Source organism: Sideroxydans sp. (genome assembly GCF_054604835.1).
This window is the reverse complement of record NZ_JBTSFG010000004.1, coordinates 283,609-303,263: the sequence shown is the minus strand read 5'-3', so window position 1 is coordinate 303,263 and position 19,655 is coordinate 283,609. Positions and strand designations below refer to the sequence as shown.

General features: G+C 59.4%; 19 protein-coding genes and 1 pseudogene. 5 read left to right on the top strand and 15 right to left on the bottom strand.

The features are described 5' to 3' along the window. Positions 1-136 precede the first annotated feature (136 nt). From ACYCZ5_RS08990 to nifB, 9 genes and pseudogenes are all read right to left on the bottom strand, one after another. Positions 137-334, bottom strand: a pseudogene (locus ACYCZ5_RS08990) (DUF2806 domain-containing protein); the annotation flags it as partial. A 370-nt stretch (positions 335-704) separates the two neighbouring features. Then, positions 705-1,595: an ADP-ribosyl-[dinitrogen reductase] hydrolase gene (gene draG / locus ACYCZ5_RS08985; protein ID WP_461544458.1), complete on the bottom strand. Its 891-nt coding sequence runs from the start codon at positions 1,593-1,595 to the stop codon at positions 705-707. A gap of 199 nt (positions 1,596-1,794) precedes the next feature. After that, a complete protein-coding gene (locus ACYCZ5_RS08980) occupies positions 1,795-2,361 on the bottom strand; it encodes a nitrogen fixation protein NifQ (RefSeq protein ID WP_461544457.1) in 567 nt (188 codons plus the stop codon). Positions 2,362-2,395: 34 nt separating this feature from the next. Beyond that, entirely contained in the window at positions 2,396-2,755 is a 360-nt protein-coding gene (locus ACYCZ5_RS08975; RefSeq protein WP_461544456.1) for a 2Fe-2S iron-sulfur cluster-binding protein, read from the bottom strand. Positions 2,756-2,941: 186 nt separating this feature from the next. Beyond that, the gene (locus tag ACYCZ5_RS08970) at positions 2,942-3,226 is read right to left on the bottom strand and encodes a 2Fe-2S iron-sulfur cluster-binding protein (protein WP_461544455.1); all 285 of its coding nucleotides are present in this window, start codon (positions 3,224-3,226) and stop codon (positions 2,942-2,944) included. A 1-nt stretch (position 3,227) separates the two neighbouring features. Next, positions 3,228-4,496: an FprA family A-type flavoprotein gene (locus tag ACYCZ5_RS08965; RefSeq protein ID WP_461544454.1), complete on the bottom strand. Its 1,269-nt coding sequence runs from the start codon at positions 4,494-4,496 to the stop codon at positions 3,228-3,230. Then, the gene (locus ACYCZ5_RS08960; RefSeq protein WP_461544453.1) at positions 4,493-4,921 is read right to left on the bottom strand and encodes an ArsC/Spx/MgsR family protein; all 429 of its coding nucleotides are present in this window, start codon (positions 4,919-4,921) and stop codon (positions 4,493-4,495) included. Before ACYCZ5_RS08960 ends, ACYCZ5_RS08965 begins: the two co-directional genes overlap by 4 nt. 10 nt (positions 4,922-4,931) lie before the next feature. After that, positions 4,932-5,186, bottom strand: a complete 255-nt coding sequence (locus tag ACYCZ5_RS08955; RefSeq protein WP_461544452.1) for a 4Fe-4S binding protein — start codon at positions 5,184-5,186, stop codon at positions 4,932-4,934. 11 nt (positions 5,187-5,197) lie between these two features. Further along, positions 5,198-6,694 (bottom strand): nitrogenase cofactor biosynthesis protein NifB, encoded by a 1,497-nt coding sequence (nifB, locus tag ACYCZ5_RS08950; RefSeq protein WP_461544451.1) that lies wholly within the window; start codon positions 6,692-6,694, stop codon positions 5,198-5,200. 295 nt (positions 6,695-6,989) lie between these two features. On the opposite strand from nifB, the gene ACYCZ5_RS08945 reads away from it, so the two are divergent. Genes ACYCZ5_RS08945 through ACYCZ5_RS08930 form a run of 4 tightly spaced genes read left to right on the top strand, consistent with a single transcriptional unit; the run spans position 6,990 to position 9,163 of the window. Beyond that, positions 6,990-8,345, top strand: a complete 1,356-nt coding sequence (locus tag ACYCZ5_RS08945) for a (Fe-S)-binding protein (RefSeq protein WP_461544450.1) — start codon at positions 6,990-6,992, stop codon at positions 8,343-8,345. After that, positions 8,339-8,689 carry a hypothetical protein gene (locus ACYCZ5_RS08940; protein ID WP_461544449.1) on the top strand — a complete coding sequence of 117 codons (351 nt, stop codon included), beginning with the start codon at positions 8,339-8,341 and terminating at the stop codon, positions 8,687-8,689. Before ACYCZ5_RS08945 ends, ACYCZ5_RS08940 begins: the two co-directional genes overlap by 7 nt. Before the next feature lie 59 nt (positions 8,690-8,748). Continuing rightward, on the top strand, positions 8,749-8,931 hold the full coding sequence (locus ACYCZ5_RS08935; protein ID WP_461544448.1) for a hypothetical protein: 183 nt from the start codon (positions 8,749-8,751) through the stop codon (positions 8,929-8,931). Between the two features lie 46 nt (positions 8,932-8,977). Continuing rightward, positions 8,978-9,163, top strand: coding sequence for a hypothetical protein (locus ACYCZ5_RS08930; RefSeq protein ID WP_461544447.1), 186 nt, complete (start codon positions 8,978-8,980; stop codon positions 9,161-9,163). 18 nt (positions 9,164-9,181) lie between these two features. On the opposite strand, the gene ACYCZ5_RS08925 is transcribed toward ACYCZ5_RS08930, so the two are convergent. From ACYCZ5_RS08925 to pfkA, 6 genes are all read right to left on the bottom strand, one after another. Beyond that, the gene (locus ACYCZ5_RS08925; protein ID WP_461544446.1) at positions 9,182-9,889 is read right to left on the bottom strand and encodes a thiopurine S-methyltransferase; all 708 of its coding nucleotides are present in this window, start codon (positions 9,887-9,889) and stop codon (positions 9,182-9,184) included. 72 nt (positions 9,890-9,961) lie between these two features. Continuing rightward, entirely contained in the window at positions 9,962-10,840 is an 879-nt protein-coding gene (locus ACYCZ5_RS08920; protein ID WP_461544445.1) for an alpha/beta fold hydrolase, read from the bottom strand. Between the two features lie 18 nt (positions 10,841-10,858). Further along, a complete protein-coding gene (locus ACYCZ5_RS08915; RefSeq protein WP_461544444.1) occupies positions 10,859-11,983 on the bottom strand; it encodes a methyltransferase in 1,125 nt (374 codons plus the stop codon). Between the two features lie 111 nt (positions 11,984-12,094). Continuing rightward, positions 12,095-12,499 (bottom strand): hypothetical protein, encoded by a 405-nt coding sequence (locus ACYCZ5_RS08910; protein WP_461544443.1) that lies wholly within the window; start codon positions 12,497-12,499, stop codon positions 12,095-12,097. Positions 12,500-12,605: 106 nt separating this feature from the next. Continuing rightward, positions 12,606-13,130, bottom strand: a complete 525-nt coding sequence (locus ACYCZ5_RS08905) for an acyloxyacyl hydrolase (RefSeq protein ID WP_461544464.1) — start codon at positions 13,128-13,130, stop codon at positions 12,606-12,608. Between the two features lie 87 nt (positions 13,131-13,217). Further along, positions 13,218-14,189: a 6-phosphofructokinase gene (gene pfkA, locus ACYCZ5_RS08900; RefSeq protein ID WP_461544442.1), complete on the bottom strand. Its 972-nt coding sequence runs from the start codon at positions 14,187-14,189 to the stop codon at positions 13,218-13,220. Between the two features lie 354 nt (positions 14,190-14,543). Between pfkA and ACYCZ5_RS08895 the strand changes: the two genes are divergently transcribed. After that, a complete protein-coding gene (locus ACYCZ5_RS08895; protein WP_461544441.1) occupies positions 14,544-19,649 on the top strand; it encodes a diguanylate cyclase domain-containing protein in 5,106 nt (1,701 codons plus the stop codon). The last annotated feature ends 6 nt before the right edge of the window (positions 19,650-19,655 follow it).

Here is a 19,655-nt window from a genome sequence, read left to right as displayed (position 1 = left end):
CAGCAAGAAGTGGACGATGCCGATCCGAGATTGGAAGTCTGCGCTAAACCGGTTTACCATCCAGTTCGAGGAACGGATGTCGCAGCAGTAGAGAAACCCCGTTTACACAAAATTCCGGACACCCTCCCCACAGTTGTTGGAGTTCGTCAGTAGAAATTCCAGAGGATATGTCAATGAAACGCGATACCCATTCTGGCTCTGGCTTTTCTTCCGGTACGGAGTCGTCCTGTGCGAGTTCTTCAGCTGCATTAGAGCAAACAGCCTCAATATTTTGTTGTTGATGAAGCTCCTGATGTTGTAGGCGTGCTGTTACACGATTTGACAGCGTAGGCATATCATCCGGCTGAGTATCGGGCGAAATGACTTTGACCTTGCCATCTTCATATTCTGAGTTTGTAAGTAGCTTTTGGGTTTCAGCCATTGCCTGCGCAATGGCCTTTATCTCGTAGGCTTTGGCATCTGCTGTTTTTCTTATGAGGTATGGTCTTGAAATGGAACCAATGCCGCCTGAAATTACTTCAATCAGGCGCTTCAATGGTTCACTTATTCCTGCAAGATCCTTGATGTCCATATGGCTAGACCTAAGAGTTATTTGACGGCCGCACCGGTCTGATTTTCACAAAATATCGAGGTGCGCTTTAATGTCTATTGCGGACTGACTGGCGAAGTCTACCCATGATTCCTCCTCGTCGCAAAGCCATCATTTACAGCGACTGCGGGATGGTCATCAACAAAGCCTGCGCCTGCATCTCACACAAAGTGCGGGTGTTGGCATCCATCCCTTTCAGCCAATCATCAGGAATAGATTCTGTGCCATACATCGCTCCCGCCAGCATGCCTGCGATGGCGCCAGTGGTGTCGGCATCGCCGCCGCGATTGACTACGTCGATCAGGCAATCGTGCAAATCGTCAGTGTCAAAGAAACTCTGGAATACGGCGGGCATGGTGTCGGCGATATAGCCGCTGGGATTGGAGGCGGGTTTGATGGCGCGAAACTTGAACAAGGTTTGTTGTTGCGCGAGGGGGTGGGCGTATTTGTGTAGCAGGTCGTTCTTGCTTGCGCCGCGCAGTGCGTCTTGCACCATCAGCACTAAGCATTCGCAGGCTGCATCCGACAGCGCGCAGTGATGGGTGACATGCGCTTGCGCGCGACAGGCGGCGCGCACTTCGTCTTCGCTCTGGCCGAAGGTAGCGAGCGCGACGGGTAGCACGCGCATCGCTGCGCCGTTGCCGGCATCGTGGTCGGAGTAGGGCGCTTCGGGATTGCCGGTCTTGCGGAATTGCAGCAGGTTGCGGCGCACGGTGTTGCCGATGTCCACCGGCTTGCCGCGCATCCAGTCGTCGAAGGCTTGCGCGGCAGCATGTGCATCGACCTTGCCTGCTTTGAGGATGGAGGTGCCGAGTGCGAGCGACATGGTGGTGTCGTCGGTGACTTGGCCGGGTTTGAGATGCAGCCATCCGCCGCCGATCAGTTTGTCATGCACGCCGTATTGCGCTTTGATCTCGCGCGGCGTCATGAACTCCACCGTCGCACCCAGCGCATCGCCGATGGCGAGGCCGAGGTAGGCGGCGATGGCGCGGTCGGTGGTGGTCATGAAGTGAGATTCAAAAGCAAAATAATAGCCACAGAGAACACAGAGGCCACAGAGAAAGACATCGCGCCGTTCTCTCTGTGTGCTCTGTGAACTCTGTGGCTAGTGGCAGTTGTAGGATGGGTGGAGCAACGCGATACCCATTGATCATCATCAGCCAAACGATGGGTATCGCTGCGCTCCACCCATCCTACGGATCGCATTACTCCTCCGGCCCGAAACACTTTGCGTAATCCGCGCACACTTCGCAACTCGGCGCGCGGCAGACGCGTATCTCTTCCTTTTCGCATAGTTGCTTGTAGAGGAACTTCTTCCATTTCATGTCCTGGGTATTTTTTGCAGCCAGAGTGGGGAAGTTCTGCGTCATCAACTGGGTCAGATATTTTCTTGTCCACAGGCCGAGATCCTGCCACAGGTGATCGCTTGCCATACAGGCGGTGGTGACGATCTCCGCCATCCATATCTCGGATACGTCGAGATCAGCGCGATGTTCAAGAATCAGCGCGAGTACGTCTTCGTGTTCCAACTCACGGTCAGCGGAATCGGATGTCGTCCGTCTGACCACGAGTTGCATATTGGGGAAGTGGCGCGCCAGCAGAGCGGCGAACACTTCTTCGTTTAAACCCAGTCCGGGTGGTAGCGCGCCGATGCCGGCAGTTTGGCTGGCGATCAGTTGCGCGAACAGTTCATCATTGGGCAGCCCAGCCGCATGCGACATCAACTCCGCATACAAGCCTTCCGGCTGCGGTGGTGTTTTGGTTGTAGTCATGACGGTGGGCTGCATGATGATCATTACTTGATGATTACTTGCTTGGGTATTCGATCAGCACGTCTTCGTCACGCAACACCATCTGGCAAGCCAGACGCCATTCGCTGGTGACAACGTCGTTCACCTTCATCGCGTCGATCTGCGCGGCGGTGATCTTGCCTTCCTGCTTCAGCACGGTGATCTCACGGTCTGTCAGCGGGCCGGCCATCGGGCCTTTATTGGACAGGTTGGTGACTTTCACCAAGCAAGTCGCGCATTCGCCGTTCTCACAGCCGAAGTCGATGGGGATGTGGTTGTCCTTGGCCAATTTCAGCACGGTCATGGTGTGGCTGCCGGCTGTTGCATAAACGGTCTTGTCCTTGTGTAAAGGGCTGGAAAAAGTGATGTTAGGCATTGCTGTTACTCCTATTGTTGATTATTAAAATCACCCCTTAATCAGCCACAGAGAACACAGAGGTCACAGAGAAAGTTGCAGTTGCCCTGATTCTGACGTTCTCTTAAATTGAACGCGTCCTTGTGGTGTGAGGTGGTGGTCTTCTCTGTGTGCTCTGTGTCCTCTGTGGCAAATGGTGTTCGGCGTTTAAGCCTTTACGGTGATATCGCCGCCCAATACTTGTGCTTGGCAGGCGAGTCGGTGGCTGCTGCCCGCCATGTTCTCTTGCAGCACTTTGTCTTCCAGCACCGAGCGTTCGCTCATGTGTTCCATGCCGGAGACGATCTTCATGATGCAGGTGCCGCATTCGCCTTCGCGGCAACCGTAGGTGATGCTGGCACCGACCTTTTCGCTGATCTCGATCAGGCGTGTACCGGCTGGTACGCTGATGGTGACACCGAGTTTTTCGAAAGTGACGTTGGCCTTGGGCATGCTATGACTCCTGGGAAAGTAGTTCGGACATGGAGATGACGCGGCGTTGCAGATTGCCGGTCAGATGTTGGGCGAGTTGCTTGCCGAGATCGCGGCAACGCTGCATCTCTTCTTCGTTGGGGATCAGTTTGGCGCGCACGCCTTTGACCGGCACGCGCAGCTTCAATCCGCGCAGGCGGTCTTCGACCATGTTGATTGCTTCGCCGCTCCAACCGTATGAACCGAACGATGCGCCTAACTTGTCGCGCACCTTGATCACGGCCAGCGAAGACAGCAGGTCCCACACCGGCTTCACTGCGTCGCCGTTGATAGTGGGTGAGCCGATGGCGATACCGTCCGCTTCTTCGATCAGATCGACGAAGGGAAGGCCGCCGCTGGCTTGCAGGTCATATAGCGAGACGCGTACGCCTTCTTCCGCCTCCGCACCTTCGGCCACGGCCTGTGCCATCAGCGCGGTGTTGCCGTAGGAGGAGATGTAGAACACCAGCAATGATTTGTCGTTCGCGCCGACCTCGTTGTGCAGCAGCGGGGCGGCCAGTTGTTTGTAGCGTTGCAGATAACTTCTTGGTGCATCGCGCAGGATGGGGCCGTGCGCGGGGGCGATGGTCTTCAGCGCCAGCGGCTCCAGCAGTTCGAGTGCTTCCAGCACATGTTCGCGGAACGGCCGCATGATGTGCTGGTAGTAATACTCGAAGGAGAAACGGAAATCGCCGACCTTGTCGTTGAACAGACGCGGGTCGCAGAAATGGCAGCCGAACACATCGCCGCTGAACAGGATGCCCTGTTCTTCCACCAGCGTGCATTGCGTATCCGGCCAGTGCAGGAAAGGCGTGCTGAAGAAATGCAGCGTGCGTCCGCCGAGTTCCACGCGGTCACCCGTTTCCACCACATTGAATTGCAGATCGTCGGTCTTCACCAATGCCTTCAGCATCAGCTGTGCTTTGGCGGAGATGTAGAGTTTGGCCTGCGGTGCACGCCGCATCAGTTCCGGCAGTGCGCCGCTGTGGTCCGGTTCCAGATGGTTCAGCACGATGGTGCTGATCTCGTCGTAGCGTGTGACTTGTTCCAGTCGGGTGAAGAATTCACCCGCGTGCGAAGCTTTCACCGTGTCGATGATGGCCACGCCGTTGTCGCCGCGCACGCAATAGGAATTGTAGGTGGTGCCGTTCGCCGTCTTCAGAATGATGTCGAATTCGCGCAGGCTTGGATCGAGCGCGCCGATCCAGTGCGTGCCGGGTGCGACTTCAACAGCATTCGGCGTGGCGTTCATGTCACGGTATCCGGCGCCGGGCAAGGTTCGGTTCGGTGACAGCCCGAGCTGGGCTCGTCCTTCGGCTGGGTGTCGTTGAGGCCGACCCAGGCATCCACTGCTTGGGCATCGAAACCGGCGCGCAGATCGCCTTCCACTTCCATCAAGGGGCGCCGGATGAGCAGCGGTTGTTCCACCATCATCGCCAGTGCTTCTTCTGCAGTGTAAGCAGCCGGATCGATCTCGCCCGACTTCACGCTGGGCGCTGCTTGATTGAACCATTCAGCAACAGGCATCTCACCGAAGAAAGGACGCAGTTTCTCTGCTGTCCACTTTTCGATGAGTAGATTCTTCGGCAACACGGTGTGACCCGACGCGGCCAGCCACACCTTCTGTTTGGTGTTGTTGCCGCAGCCGGGTTTCTCGTAGAAGACGATGGTGGCCATGATGATTCTCTTAAGCGGCCAGCTTCTCGGGCGGGATGCCGGTCAGCGAACCGGGTGGGTTGAGCTCCACGCCGTCTTCGTTGAGGATCGCGCCTTCGATCGGGCAGATGCTCGCGCACTGCGGTTCTTCGAAATCGCCCGCGCACTCGGTGCACTTGTCCGGGTCGATGAGGAAGTGTGGCTTCGCCTCATAGATCGCCTGGCTCGGGCACAGCGGTTCGCAGGCATAGCAGTTGGTGCAGGATTCGATGATCTCAAATGCCATGATGGTCTCCTTTATGCCGCTTTTTGCGTGGTGTCCGCTTTGGGTTGCAGCTTGCCTGCGGCACGCATCTCTTCATAGACAGCCAGCACTGCATCTTCGATGGCTTCCATCGCGTGTTCGCCGTTGGGCTGGATGCCTGCAGCTTCCAGCGGGCCCCAAGGTTCGTAACCGACCTTGCTGCACAACACCACTTCGCAACCCGAGAGTTCGCGGATGGTCACATCCAGTGCGCTCTCGCCGTCGCCGCAGGTGTCGCCGCCTTCGCAATACGGTGTGGTCTTGCGGTGGCCGATGAAGCGCACGCCGTTGCTCGATGCTTCGTAGATCAGGAACTCGCCGGCATGACCGAAGTGTTCGTTGATGACGCCGCCGCCCTTGGTGGCGACCGCCATCAAGACCGGACGGGTGACTTCTTTCTTCAGACCTTCGATGCTGACCAGCTTGGTTTCCTTGGCCTTGTGCTTGCTTTCCAGTTCTTCGTTGATGGCCGCGTGCACTTCGGCGCGCATCTTCATCGCCTCGGCGTAATCGATGTCCATCTCTTCGATCTTGTCCAGCGTGAATTCCGCACCGCGATCTTCACCCAGCAGGCCCACCGCATCGGCGCGGCACTGGCGGCAGTGACGCATCATGTTCATGTCGCCTGCACACGCGTCCTGCAATTCCTGCAGTTCTTCGTTGGTCGGACCGCGCTGGCCGGTGAGGCCGTAGAACGTGCCGTGTTCCTCTTCCGAGATCAGCGGCATCACGTTGTGCAGGAACGCACCCTTGGCCTTCACGATGCGGGACACTTCTTCCAGATGCTTGTCGTTCACGCCGGGGATCATCACCGAGTTCACTTTGACCAGCACGCCCTTGGCGACCAGCATCTCCAGCCCCTTCTGTTGTTGCTCGATGAGGATGGCTGCGCCTTCGCGACCCTTGATGCGCTTGTTGTTCCAGAAGATCCACGGATAGATCTTTGCGCCCACGTCCGGATCCACACAGTTGATGGTGATGGTGACGTGGTCGATGTTGTATTGGCACATCTCTTCGACGTTCTCCGGCAAAGCCAGGCCGTTGGTGGAGACGCACAGTTTGATGTCCGGTGCCTGCTCGTTGAGCATGCGGAAAGTGTCGAAGGTGCGTTGTGGATTGGCCAGTGCGTCGCCGGGGCCGGCGATGCCCAACACAGTCATCTGCGGGATGGTGGCCGCGACGGCCATCACCTTCTTCACCGCCTGCTTCGGATTGAGCACCTCGGAAACCACGCCGGGGCGCGATTCGTTGGAGCAATCGTATTTGCGGTTGCAGTAGTGGCACTGGATGTTGCAGGCCGGTGCGACGGCGACGTGCATGCGCGCAAAGTAATGGTGTGCTTCTTCGGAATAGCAGGGATGGTTCTTCACCTTGTCGCGGATGCTATCCGGCAGGTGGTTCATCTGGTCGTCGGTCGAGCCGCACGATCCCTCGGAACATCCGCCCTTGGGCGCTTCGCTTGCTGTGTTGTTCAATACGGGTAGTTCCACAATATGTCCTCCGGTTAGGTCCGCCTGACTATCAGCAAGCCGCGTGCCTGACCGGTCGGCACGTCTAACCCGTTGTTTCATTGGGTGCCTGACTCTGCGTTGTGGGTTTGCCTGTTGCAAATTGCACATGACATGCGCAAAAGCTTGTGGCGAAGGCGACAAAATTCCCTGACGTACGGGCATGGGGGCGGGGAGTAGGAGCGGGCATGCAGATGAATATGCCGTGCGCACAATGGCTTACAAGAATAGTGCGGTATCCGTTGCGGGCTGGCATCCAACTTGCCTATACAAAGGCATGAAACTCCATCTCGACTGGTCAGCTTACGAAACCGCCGGACAAGGCGATGCCTACGCGGGCATCCCCGCGACCGGCGGCGATTTCGCCAAGGCCGTCGCAGTGTGCATCAGCGACAAGCAATGTCAGCGCAAACCCAAAGGCGTGATGTGCCCCAGCTTCCGCGCCACCGACGATGTCGTGCATTCGCCGGGCGACAGGGTGCAGGTGCTGAAGGCGGCGCTGAACGGCGAGCTGGGCGAACACGCTTTCGCCGGATCTGAGCTCGCTGCAGCATTGGAACTCTGTGTCGGTTGCAAAGGTTGTAAGCGTGAATGCGCCAACCAGATCGACATGGCCGCCATCAAGATTGAATATCAGGCGCAGCGCAACGCACAGTTGGGGATGTCGTTACGCGAACGATTGATCGCCGATCTGCCGCAGCAACTGCATCGCTATCCTGTCATGCGCCGCATCATCCGCTGGCGCAACCGCGCACCCTGGCTGGCGAAGCTGGGAGAAAGATTCCTAGGTATCTCGGCCAAGCGCAAACTGCCGGAGCCTTCTGCGGCACCTTATGTTGCTCCCGCGTTCAGCACGGCAGCCATAAAAGATGACCGCGCCGTCATCCTGTTCGTCGACACCTTCGCCCACCACTTCGATCCCGAGATCGCCCACGCCGCCCATCAGGTGCTGACTGCTGCCGGATATCGTGTCACCACTTTGCAACCGGACTTGTTCGATGACGAACCCGAACGCGCGCTGTGTTGCGGTCGCACTTATCTGTCGCTGGGACAAGTCGAACAAGCCCGATACGAAGCGCGCCGTATGCAACTCGCTTTGCGTCCTGCACTGGCCACAGGCACACCCATCGTCGGCCTTGAACCTTCGTGCATCCTTTCCTTGCGCGACGACCATCTGAAACTCGGTCTCGGCGATGCAGCAGTCGCTTTGTCGAAACAGGTCTACCTGTTCGAAGAGTTCATCGCGCGCGAACACGACCGCAAGCGCCTCACACTCGAATTCAAGCCGTTACCGGGCAAGACGCTGGTGCACGGCCACTGTCACCAGAAAGCCGTCGGTGCGATGAAGTCGCTGCGCAAGGTGTTGCGCATGATCCCCGAGTTCGATTTCGAATTCATCGAAGCCAGTTGCTGCGGCATGGCCGGTAGCTTCGGTGTGGAAGCGGAGCACGCCGACATCTCCATGCAGATGGCCGAGCTGGATCTGTTGCCCGCGCTGCGCGCCGCACCGGACGCCGCCATCCTCGCCAATGGTTTTTCATGTCGTCACCAGATACACGAAGGCACACAACGCAACGCACGACACGTCGCCCTGCTGCTGCGCGATGCACTAAAGGAGAGCACACCATGTTAGTTGGCGCACTACTCGGGCTCATGGAACAACTCGCCCTGAACATCATCACCCTCACCGAAGAGAGTGGCGAACGCGAGTTCTTCGACAGTCGCATCACGCGCGCGCAAACGCTGATGATGCTGGGCAACCTGGCGAAGGCCGCGAACAACCTCCCGCCCGATGCGCGCGCGAAGCTGCACCAGATCGACTGGGATGTATGGCATGGATTGTGCATCGCATTAGCCAAGCCCGACGATCACCCCCTGAAGATATGGGTGGCGATTAAGGAACTGACGCCGATGACACTGCAGCACCTTTACGACTACAAACGCACGCAGCCGCAATTGTTCTCGATGGTGATGTGACAGGCGCAAGGACTTTGCAACAAGACCGCCAATGTGGCGGGAAACGAAGGGAGAAAGACATGACTGAATTCTGGACACTGATGGCAGGCATCGCGGCAGGCATAGCGATATTGATGATCGGCATCATCATCGATCGCGACCCCGATCAAAGCATGGGCGATGCCCTGCTTGAGGGCACGCGCTGGGGCGCATGGTTCATGACGGTGTTCGGCAGTCAGGCGCTGGTGATCAGCAGTCTGTGAAAGAACCGATCTGACGCAGTTCCATATTCAAACGACAGGGGAAGACATGATGAACGAATTTCTGGTGATGATGGCGATGGTGGTGGTTGGTACGGTGATCCTGATGGTGGGCATCCGTCTGAACAGGAACGAAGCGCGCAGTCTGGACGGCACAGTGACTGAAGCCGTGAGCTGGGGATCGGGTTTCTTCGTGACTTTCACCAGCCATGCGGCGCTGATCTCGTTCTTCTGATCCGGAAGAGGAGCCCGGCTAGCGGGCAGTGAGCCGGTACACCTTGTATTCGGCGCGTATGTCGGGCAGCGATGCCGATACTGGGTCGGCCTCGAATACGCTCTCGACATAAGTCAGCGCGATATCGAAATCGCCCGTGTACAAACGCGCGATCTCTTCGTCCACACCGGTCGCCTGTTTCATCGTCGCATCTTCGGCGGCATCCTCGACAGTCAGCAGGAACACCACGGCCGTGTCGGACACGAGCCGGCTCAACTGCGCGACATACAACCCGCGTATCTCCTCCGGCAAGGCGGTGAGCGCGGAACGGTCATAGACCGTATCGATCATGCCTAGTTCGCTTTGCGTCAAAGCGAAATAATCGCCGCACAGGATGCTGATCTTGCCGTCGCGCCATAGAGTTAATTCGCCGACCTGCTGTTGTGTCGGATGCAGTCCGCTCTCGCGAAAGAAATCTTCCACTGCTACCGGACTCAACTCGACGCCGATGACCTCGTGCCCCTGTTGCGCAAGCCACAGCATATCCAGACTCTTGCCGCACAGCGGCACGAACACGCGGCTGCCCTGCGCCAGACCGAGCGCGGGCCAGAATTTCGTCAGGAGCGGATTGACGACGGACTGGTGGAAATCGGTGCGCTGATCGCGCCAGAATGCCAGCCACAAGTGGTTGTCCTGATCGATGCGTGGCGCATCAGAAGGCTGACCACGATTTGCTGCTGGAGGCATGGTGACTTTCGGTGACATGCATCATGGAATGCATCGTTGCCCAGTCTAACTGATTAATGTTGATGCGCGCGTTCAGTGCTTGATGAATGCACAAATGCAGGCGAGGACTTCATCTGTCCAGGACCACATGAAGGAATGCCCCATCTCGAATATCTGCAACTGTGAGCCGGGTATCGTGTTGGCCAGATATTCCGCATGCGCCAGAGGCAGCAGCGCATCGTATCGGCCGTGGATGATCAACGTGGGTGCAGTGATGCGCTTGACCGATTCGCGCCGATCCGGTGATGCGGATACCGCAAGGCCATGCTGGAAGCAGGCGTAAGGATTCGCAGCACGTTGTGCGGCAAGCCGGATGGCCGCTGTGATCTGTGCTCGCGGGAAAGGCCGCTCACCGCCATAGGTGACCGCCCAGCCTTCGATCATGTTCGCTTCGATCTCTGTTGCGGTGCGCGGCGGGTTCGCGGCCGTGGCATGGATGTAGTCGAGGAACTTGCTGTCAGGTGCGGGAAGACTGAACGCATCAACGGGCAGCCCCATGGTGGCAGCCATGTAAGGGCGGTGATCTGCTGTGGTGGAGATCAACACCAGCCTGTCGACACATTCCGGATGATCGATCGCGAGCAGCTGCGCGATGTACCCGCCCATCGAGAGACCGACGATCACAGCCTTGCTGATCTGGTGGCCGCGCAGCACGGCAAGTGCATCCTGCGTCAGTGTGCCCAGATCGTAAGGCGCTTTCTGAAAATCGATCGTCGATGATCTGCCGGTGTCGCGGTGGTCGTAGCGGATCACGTAATACCCGGTGCTGGCCAAGCCACGGCAGAAATCATCCGGCCAGAAGATGCCCTGATTCATCGCGCCCATGATCAGCAACACAGCGCGGTCGGCCGGGTCACCGAAAGACTCGGACCATAGATTCAAACCATCTGCTGTTGAAATGAATCTTTCCATGCGCGAATCTTCTTGCAATCAGTTCGCCGCCAAACGCCACAAGGAAGTGATCTCCGCCGTGCGTGCCGCGTATAAGGGGTCGGTCTTGTCGGCAGACTTTGGATGGTGCGGGCTGATATCCAGACGTTCGATGACCTTCAATCCGGATGCATCGAACAGCGCCAGCAGTTCCTCACGCGTGCGCAGGCCCAGATGTTCGGCGATGTCGGAAAGGATTAGCCAGCCTTCGCCGCCGGGCGTGAGATGTGCCGCCAGGCCCGCAAGGAAACCGCGCAGCATGCGGCTTTCCGGATCGTAGATCGCATGTTCCACCGGCGAGCTGGGGCGCGCCGGGATCCAGGGCGGGTTGCACACGATGAGCGGTGCTTTGCCCTCGGGGAACAGGTCGGCTTCAATGACTTCGACTTTTTCGTTCAGGGCTAGGCGTATCAGGTTGTCGCGTGCGCAGCTCAATGCGCGCGCGTCCTGGTCGGTGGCGATGATGTGCTGCACGCCGCGCTGCGCCAGCAATGCCGCGATTACGCCGGTGCCGGTGCCGATGTCGAACGCCAGCTCGGTCGCAGGCAACGGAGCCTGATTCACCAGCTCCAGATATTCGCCGCGTACTGGCGAGAACACGCCGTAATGCGGATGGATGCGCGCATTCAACAGCGGGATCTCCACGCCTTTCTTGCGCCACTCGTGCGCACCGACCAGACCGAGCAACTCGCGCAGCGAAGCGACCGAAGGTTTGCTGCTGCGACCGTAAGCCTCGTTGCATGCCTGTCGCATATCGGGCGCGCGGCGCAAAGGGATGTCGTAATCCGCATCGAGCGGAATGAGGATCATCGCCAGCGTGCGCGCGCGTTGCGACATCGCCTGCCGATGCAGGTGGAATGCTTCGCCCGGTAGTTCGGCGGCCTTGCGCGAACGTTCCGCCTTGCGCGTGTTGCGCCGCGACATCGCCTGCAACAACTGTTTCGCATTCTGGAAATCGCCGCGCCACAGCAGCGCCGTCCCCTCGCAAGCCAGACGGTATGCCTCGTCCGCCTTCATCGTGTCGTCGGCGATGCGCACGCGTTTGGGCGGCGGCATGCCGCTCTCGGAACGCCAATTGGCCTTGCACGCTTTGTTCGATTCGTTCCAGGTGATGAGGGGATGCATGGGATTCCTGTGAAATATGGCAGTGCAAGAAGGTCGCGCACCGGCATGGATGATACCCCATCACCTTAAGCTCTGTAGCGCGTCAGGGGGGCGATCCGGGGAATGGAAGGCTCAAATCAAACCCTTGAGATATGCAACGTACGCCGGGATGAGTACGAGCGCTGCCAAACCGAACACGAGCATGTTGCCGGTGGCCGGATCAAAGTCATCCAGTGCTTTTCTGAATGAGCGTTTGAGCAACAACATACCCATAGCCAGATCGAAGCTGGCCATGAAAAATGCCAGCACAAGGCCTAGTGCAAGGTGTTCGTATAAACCGGACAAGCCAATGCCGGGTACCTGCAGGTAGCAGATGCCGAAAGCCAGCGCCGTGCCCGATAGGATGCTGAGTTTGAGCGCCCGTTGCTTTCCGATACGCGGGACAAGGAACAGTGTTCTTGCGATCCCGTGCAATGTTTCCGCTCCGGCAAGGAGAATGCATAAGGATAGGGTGCGAAGGAGGAGTTCTGTCGTCACGGTTGCGCGTTCCTTCAGTACGAGAATGGTGAGTTGATGCTCGACATATATTAGCTCAGCGCTATTCCCTGTCGCACTGTCTGCAGCTGTCGTATGGGTTCCGGTATCAGAAACGATAGAGCAACTCAACCATGTGCATATCCGCGCCGATGGTGCCGGGTGCGTAGAAACCGGCATCTGAATAGTGCATGAAGCGGTAAGCGGCTGCGAAATGCCGGTGCAGCGGGACCTCGACACCCAACGTCAAAGCGAACTGCAGGGGGCCGCCGAAATCCTGCAGCGCGAAGCGATGTCTGCTGAGCAATGCCAGCCCCAGCCCCGTATCGACCATGACACCCCCATCCTGCCTGCCGAAAACCAGCGCAGGGATGGCAACCGCGACCAGCGCGCTCTGGTTCTGGCCTTTCAGAACACCCGCGTGGGTCAGCAGTCTTGTGCGTGCCACCCAGCCAGACTGGAATCGGTGTTCCCAGGGCAGTTTGAAGTTCGCCACGACGTCGTATTCATGGAACGATTCCGGCTGCAACGCGCCGATCACATGGCTCTTCTCGCCGATCTGCAAGCGTGCCCCTACGCTCTGTAATTCAAGATCCACAGCATGGCTGTGCCGAGGTACAGCCAGGAAAAGCATCACCAGCGCCCCCGCGAAACAGGCCGCGATGGTGGTCCTTGTGTTTGTGTGGCCGAAGTCCATCAGCGTTTTATTGCTGGGCTGTTCCTACACACTCAACACATGCGCCACGCGCAGCAGTTCCATGTCGAACCTGGTGCGCTGTTCCCATGCGTCGCTGAGCGGGCGCAGTTGCAGTTGCTGGCCGGAGACGCCGACCATCTTGCCTGCTTCGCCTGCGATCAGTGCTTCGACGGCGTGCACGCCCATGCGGCTGGCGAGTACGCGGTCCATGGCGGTGGGGCTGCCGCCGCGTTGCAGGTGGCCGATGACGGTGACGCGGTTGTCCTTGTATTCGGATTGGTCGCTCACGCGCTTGGCGAGCACCATGGCGCCGCCATATTCGCAACCTTCGGCAACGATGATGATGGAGGATTTCTTGCCGCGTTTCTGGCCGGTGCGCAGACGCTCGATGAGCATCTCTACGCTGGTTTCGACTTCCGGCAGGAGGATGTCTTCCGCGCCGCCCGCGATGCCGCTGATCATGGCGACGTAGCCGCTGCGGCGGCCCATCACTTCGATGAAGAAGATGCGGTCGTGCGAGTTGGCGGTGTCGCGGATGCGGTCGATGGCTTCCATCGCGGTGTTGATGGCGGTGTCGAAGCCGATGGTGTAGTCGGTGCCGCCGATGTCGTTGTCTATGGTGCCGGGCAAGCCGATGCAGCGGATGCCGAATTCGGCATGCAGCTTTGCTGCGCCCTGATAGGAGCCGTCGCCGCCGATGACGACCAAGCCTTCGATTCCGTGTTTCTCCAGGTTCGCCGCCGCCAGTGCGCGGCCTTCGGGTTCCATGAATTCCTTGCAGCGCGCGGTGTGCAGGATGGTGCCGCCGCGATTGATGATGCCGCTCACATCGCGCGGGCCGAGCGGGTGGATGTCGCCCTCGATCAGGCCTTTGTAGCCGCGCTCGATGCCGAACACCTCGAGCCCGTTGAAGGTGGCCGCGCGCACCACGGCGCGTATCGCCGCGTTCATGCCGGGCGAGTCGCCGCCGCTGGTGAGTAAGCCGATGCATTTCATTTTGTTCTGATCGTTGGTTGTCATGTGTCGTGATTCTAAAGGATGAGCACGAACAGTTACGTAACTTCACGCCTGTCACAGCCCATCAGGCATCCTGCGGGGGTTTTGCGATGATATCCGCCTTATAAAGTAGTACTATTTCGGCGCGCCCATACGGCCGTATTCCCGGTTGCGGTGGCCCTATTCGTTCCAGTAAGATCGGGTGTAGTGCAGTTTCCTGCATGTCTGGAAGCACGGGTCTTCTTCAGGAACCCCGTGCTGGACGGATCCTGGTGGCGTATCAAACGTGGATATAGGCGCATCCTGTCCGGATGAGCATGCGAGTCCTTTGCATTTAAATTGTGCAGTGAGGGTGTGATCTTGTTGGCAGGCTACACGATATCAGAGCATCTTTCACAAAGCCCGCCCACCGGCATCTACCGTGGGCTGCGCCAGTCCGACCGCCTGCCGGTGATCATCAAGTTGCTGGATGTGGAGTACCCGACCCCGGTCCAGCTGGCGCGTGTCCGTCACGAATACGAGTTCGTCAGCAGTCTGTCCCACCCCGGCGTCATCCGGGTGCATGCCCTGGAAAAAGCGAAGAACTCGCTTGCCATCGTGATGGAGGATTTCGGCGGCATGCCGCTGCGTTCGTTCATCGCGGAACGCGCGCTCACCATCGGCGACAAGCTGCTGATCGGGCACCGCATCAGCGAGATACTGGGCGACATACACGGGCAGGGTATCGTGCACAAGGATATCAATCCCAACAATATCCTGATCAATCCGCACACCGCCGAGATCAAGATCATCGACTTCGGTAATGCCACGCGCATCGGCCATGCAGACCCGCAACTGGCCCGCCCCGATCAGCTGGAAGGTACGCTGGCGTATATCGCGCCCGAGCAGACTGGTCGTATGAACCGGCCTGTGGATTACCGCAGCGACTATTATTCGCTGGGCATCACGCTGTACGAGTTGCTGCTCGGGCGACGCCCATTCGAGGCGCAGGATGGGATGGAGATGGTGCATATGCATATCGCTGCCGTTCCGCCCGCGCCCCATGAGGTGGATCCCGCTATCCCGCATATTGCATCGCGCATCGTGCAGAAGCTGATCGAGAAGAATGCGGAGCAACGCTATCAGAGCGCGGCTGGCATCTGTATGGATCTGCAGATATGCCTCGACTCGCTGAATGCCGCCATGCCGGACGGGGACTTCGTCGCGGGCGAACATGACGTTGCCGACCGTTTCAGCATCCCCGCCAGGCTGTATGGCCGTGAGGCTGAGATCGGGCAGTTGATGGCTGCCTACGAGAGCATGTGCGAGGGAAGGCCGGGGCTGGTGTTGGTGTCCGGCCATTCGGGTATCGGCAAGTCCTCGCTCATTCAGGAGATACACAAGCCTATCGCGAGGCGCAGAGGTTTCTTCATCGCCGGCAAGTTCGACCAGTATCGGCGCAACATCCCCTACGCGGCGCTGATCCAGGCCTTCCAGAATCTGCTGCACCAGATACTGACCGAGAGCGACGAAAGCATCGCAGCTTGGCGCGGGCGCCTGCTCGCGGCGCTGGGCGAGAACGGCGCGGTCATCGCGGACGTCATCCCCGAGCTCCGCCATATCCTCGGTGAACAGAAGCCGGTGACACCACTGGCACCGCACGAAGCGCAGAACCGTTTCAACTACTACTTTGTGAATTTCGTGCAGGTATTTGCACAGGCGGAGCATCCGCTGACGCTGTTCCTGGACGATCTGCAATGGGCGGATCAGCCCTCACTCAATCTGATAGAACTGCTGGGCGCGCACGGCGCATGCAGCCATCTGCTGATCATCGGTGCCTATCGCCAGAACGAGGTCGATGCGACGCACCCGCTGTACCTGACGCTGGAGCGCATGCGGAACGACGGTAGCCGCTTGGACGAGATCCAACTGCAAGCGCTACCGCCCGAAGTCGTCGACCATGTCGTGGCCGACACGCTGGACTGCTCGACGAACGAGGCGCAGGCACTGGCCGGGCTGATCTATCGCAACACCCACGGCAATCCGTTCTTTGTCAGCCGACTGCTTGGCGACCTGCATGAGACGGGACGCGTGACGTATGACCGTTCGCGACAGAAATGGGTGTGGGATATCGCGCAGATCGAGCGGGTCGGCATCGCCGACAATGTCATCGAACTGATGACGGCCAACATCCGCCGCTTGCCGGACGCGACCCAGAACTTGCTGAATCTTGCAGCCTGTATCGGCAACCAGTTCACGCTGGATTCGCTGTCCGTGGTCGACGGCAGCTCGCGCGATGCCATCGCCCAGACCCTGCAGCCTGCTTTGCAGGAAAGGCTCATCACCCCCCTCGGCAACGAGTACCGCTACTTCGGTGGTGACATTGTGTTCGGCGACGACGATCCGCGGACGTTCGGTGTGCATTACCGTTTCCAGCACGACCGCATCCAGCAGGCGGCCTATGACCTGTCGAGTGCCGAAGCGCGGATCGCCACCCACTACAAGATAGGTGAGCTGCTGCTGCAGAACGCAGCGGATGAGATGCTGGATGAGAAGGTGTTCGACATCGTCAACCATTTCAATCTGGCGGCCGCGCACGTCACCGACGCTGCATTGCGTCTGCGGCTCGCCGAATTGAACGTCAAGGCGGCCGTGCGGGCCAAGCACGCGATCGCTTATGCGCCGGCGCTGCAGTACATCCAGCATGCGCAGCTGTTCATGGCAGGCACCGAGACGCGGCACCAGCCATTGCACTTCCGCCTGCTGGCCGAGCGCGCCGAATGCGAGTACCTGAACGGCGACAGTGCGGCGGCGGAGAGATATTTCCGGCAAGCATTGGATATCGCCGCGAACGACGCAGAGCGCGCTGCGGTGCTCGAGGCCATGATCCATTTTTACACCAACACCGGAGATTATCGTCAGGCCTACCAGACCGGACGCCAGGCGCTGAAACTGTTCGGCGTCGCGCTGCCTGCAGGCTTCGTGCCGCCGCTGTTCCTGGTCGACCTTGCGCGACTCAAATGGCGTATGCGCGGCCGCAAGGTCGCCGACCTGCTCGAGCTGCCGCTGTGTCGCGACGAGAGGATGTGCACCGCGATGCGCCTGATCGGCGCGCTGCTCAAGGCCGCCTACCAGATCCGTCCCGAGCTTTGTGTCGCCAATGCTGTCAAGGCGGTCAATCTCAGTCTCAAGCACGGCACCATGGAGGACAACGCCGTCGCCTACCTGGTGTTCGGCGGCATCTTCCTCGGCGGTGTGCTGGGGCGCCATCAGGCGGGATACGAATTCGGCCAGCTTGCGCTGGCGATGAACGCGCGTTTCGACAACCTGAAGCAGCGCAGCGAGATCAACTTCGTGTCCGGCTACTTCACCCATTTCTGGCTGCAGCCTGCGCGCGACACCGAGGTGTATTACCGCGCCGCATACGAGAGCGGCCTGCAGACCGGCGACTACTTCCACCTGTCCTGCGCGGCCTGCACTCTGGTCGAGAGCCAGTTCATCCGCGGCGTGCCGCTGTCCGAGGTGAAGAAGCTGGCCGGCGATTACCTGCCTTTCATGGAACGTATCGGCAGCACCGAGCAGGCCGGCGCCATCACGGCGACGCTGCGCGCCATCCTGAATCTGGAAGGCATGACGGAGGATCCGTCATCGTTCGGCGATCCGGATTTCAGCGAAACCACATTCGCCGCCCAACTCGAAACCTATACCTCGAAGCATTTCGCGCACTTCTATCTGGTCAACAAGATGCAGGCGCTCTACCTGTGGCGCAGGGCGGACGAGGCGCTGCTGATCGCCAGCGCCTCGGCGAAATATCTCAAGTATTCGCTTGCCATGTTGCACACCGTGGAACACCACTTCTACCACGCACTGGCCCTGTGCGCGGTCTGCGATGAACAACCTCAGCGGGCGCACCTGCGCAAGGCGCGGCACATCCTGAAGCGGTTCGAACAGTGGGCGCAACTCAACCCGGCCAACTTCGCGCACAAGGCGCTGCTCATACGCGCCGAGATCGCGCGTCTGGACGGCGGCTCATGGGAGGTGGCCGAGTTGTATACGCGCGCCATCCGATCCGCGGACGAGCAGGGCTATATGCAGAACAAGGCGCTGGCCAACGAGCTCGCCGGTCGTTTCTACCTCGCCCGCAACATCGAGGCCGCCGCCGGCAGCCATCTGCGCGAGGCGTATTACGGCTACCAGCTGTGGGGCGCGGCGGGCATCGCCGACAGGCTCGCGCAGGAATTCCCGTTCGTCGTCGCCCGCCTCGCGCAGGAAACCCTGTCGGGCAGCGCCCCGGCGGAGCGTTCGGACCGCCGCAGCTCGCTCCCGCCGGTCTCCGGCAAACATCCAGATTTCCGCGACACGACGACCAGCTCCCGCAAAAGGTCGGGCCTGGACCTGGAGACCGTCATCAAGTCCACGCAGGCCATCTCGGGCGAGATCAGGCTGGAGACCCTGCTGCAGAAACTGATGAAGATCATGATCGAGAACGCGGGCGCGGAACGGGGCTGCTTCATCCGCGTGGCGCAGGGACAGTTGCGGGTCGAGGCGGAAGGTTCGGTGCATAGCGAAGAGGTGACCATCTCGGGCGGGGTGCCGCCGGACGCTGCCAGACTGCCGCTTTCCATCGTGCAATATGTGGCGCGTCTCGGCGACAGCGTGCTGCTCAACGAAGCGGAATCAGATGCGCGTTTCTGGGGCGATCCCTATATCGTCCGGGTTCGCCCCAAGTCGCTGTTGTGCACGCCGATCATGCATCAGGGCCAGGTGATCGGCGTGGTGCTGCTGGAGAACAACCTGACCAGTGGTGCCTTCACGCCGGGCCGCATCGAACTGTTGCAGATGCTCTCCGCGCAAGCCGCCATCTCTATCGAGAACTCGCAGCTCTATGCCAGTCTGGAGCAGCGCGTGCAGGAACGCACACACGAACTTTCACAGGCCACCGAACAACTGAAAGCCGCCAACGAGGAACTGGAGCTGCTTTCCTACACGGATGCGCTGACGCAGGTGGCCAACAAACGGCATTTCCAGAAGGTGCTGGAAGAAGAATGGCGGCGCGCCGAGCGCACGGGGAGCGTGCTGACCGTCATGCTGATCGATATCGACTGCTTCAAACTGTACAACGACAACTACGGACACATCGAAGGCGACCGCTGCCTGAAGGCTGTCGCCGCCGCGATCAACAGCACGGTATGTCGGGTGGGCGATCTGGTCGCGCGTTTCGGCGGGGAGGAGTTCGTCATCCTGCTTCCGCACACCAGTCTCGACGATGCAAGAATGGTCGCAGGGCGTGTGGTCGAGAGTGTGCGTGCACTGGCCATTCCTCACCATCATTCGCTGGCAGGCGATACGGTCAGCATCAGCCTCGGGCTGGCACAGGTCGTGCCGGGTCAGGATGCCGATCCGCTCACCCTGATCGATGCGGCAGACCGGGCTTTGTACATGGCCAAGGAGAGCGGGCGCAATCGCTATTGCGAGGTTTAAGGATAG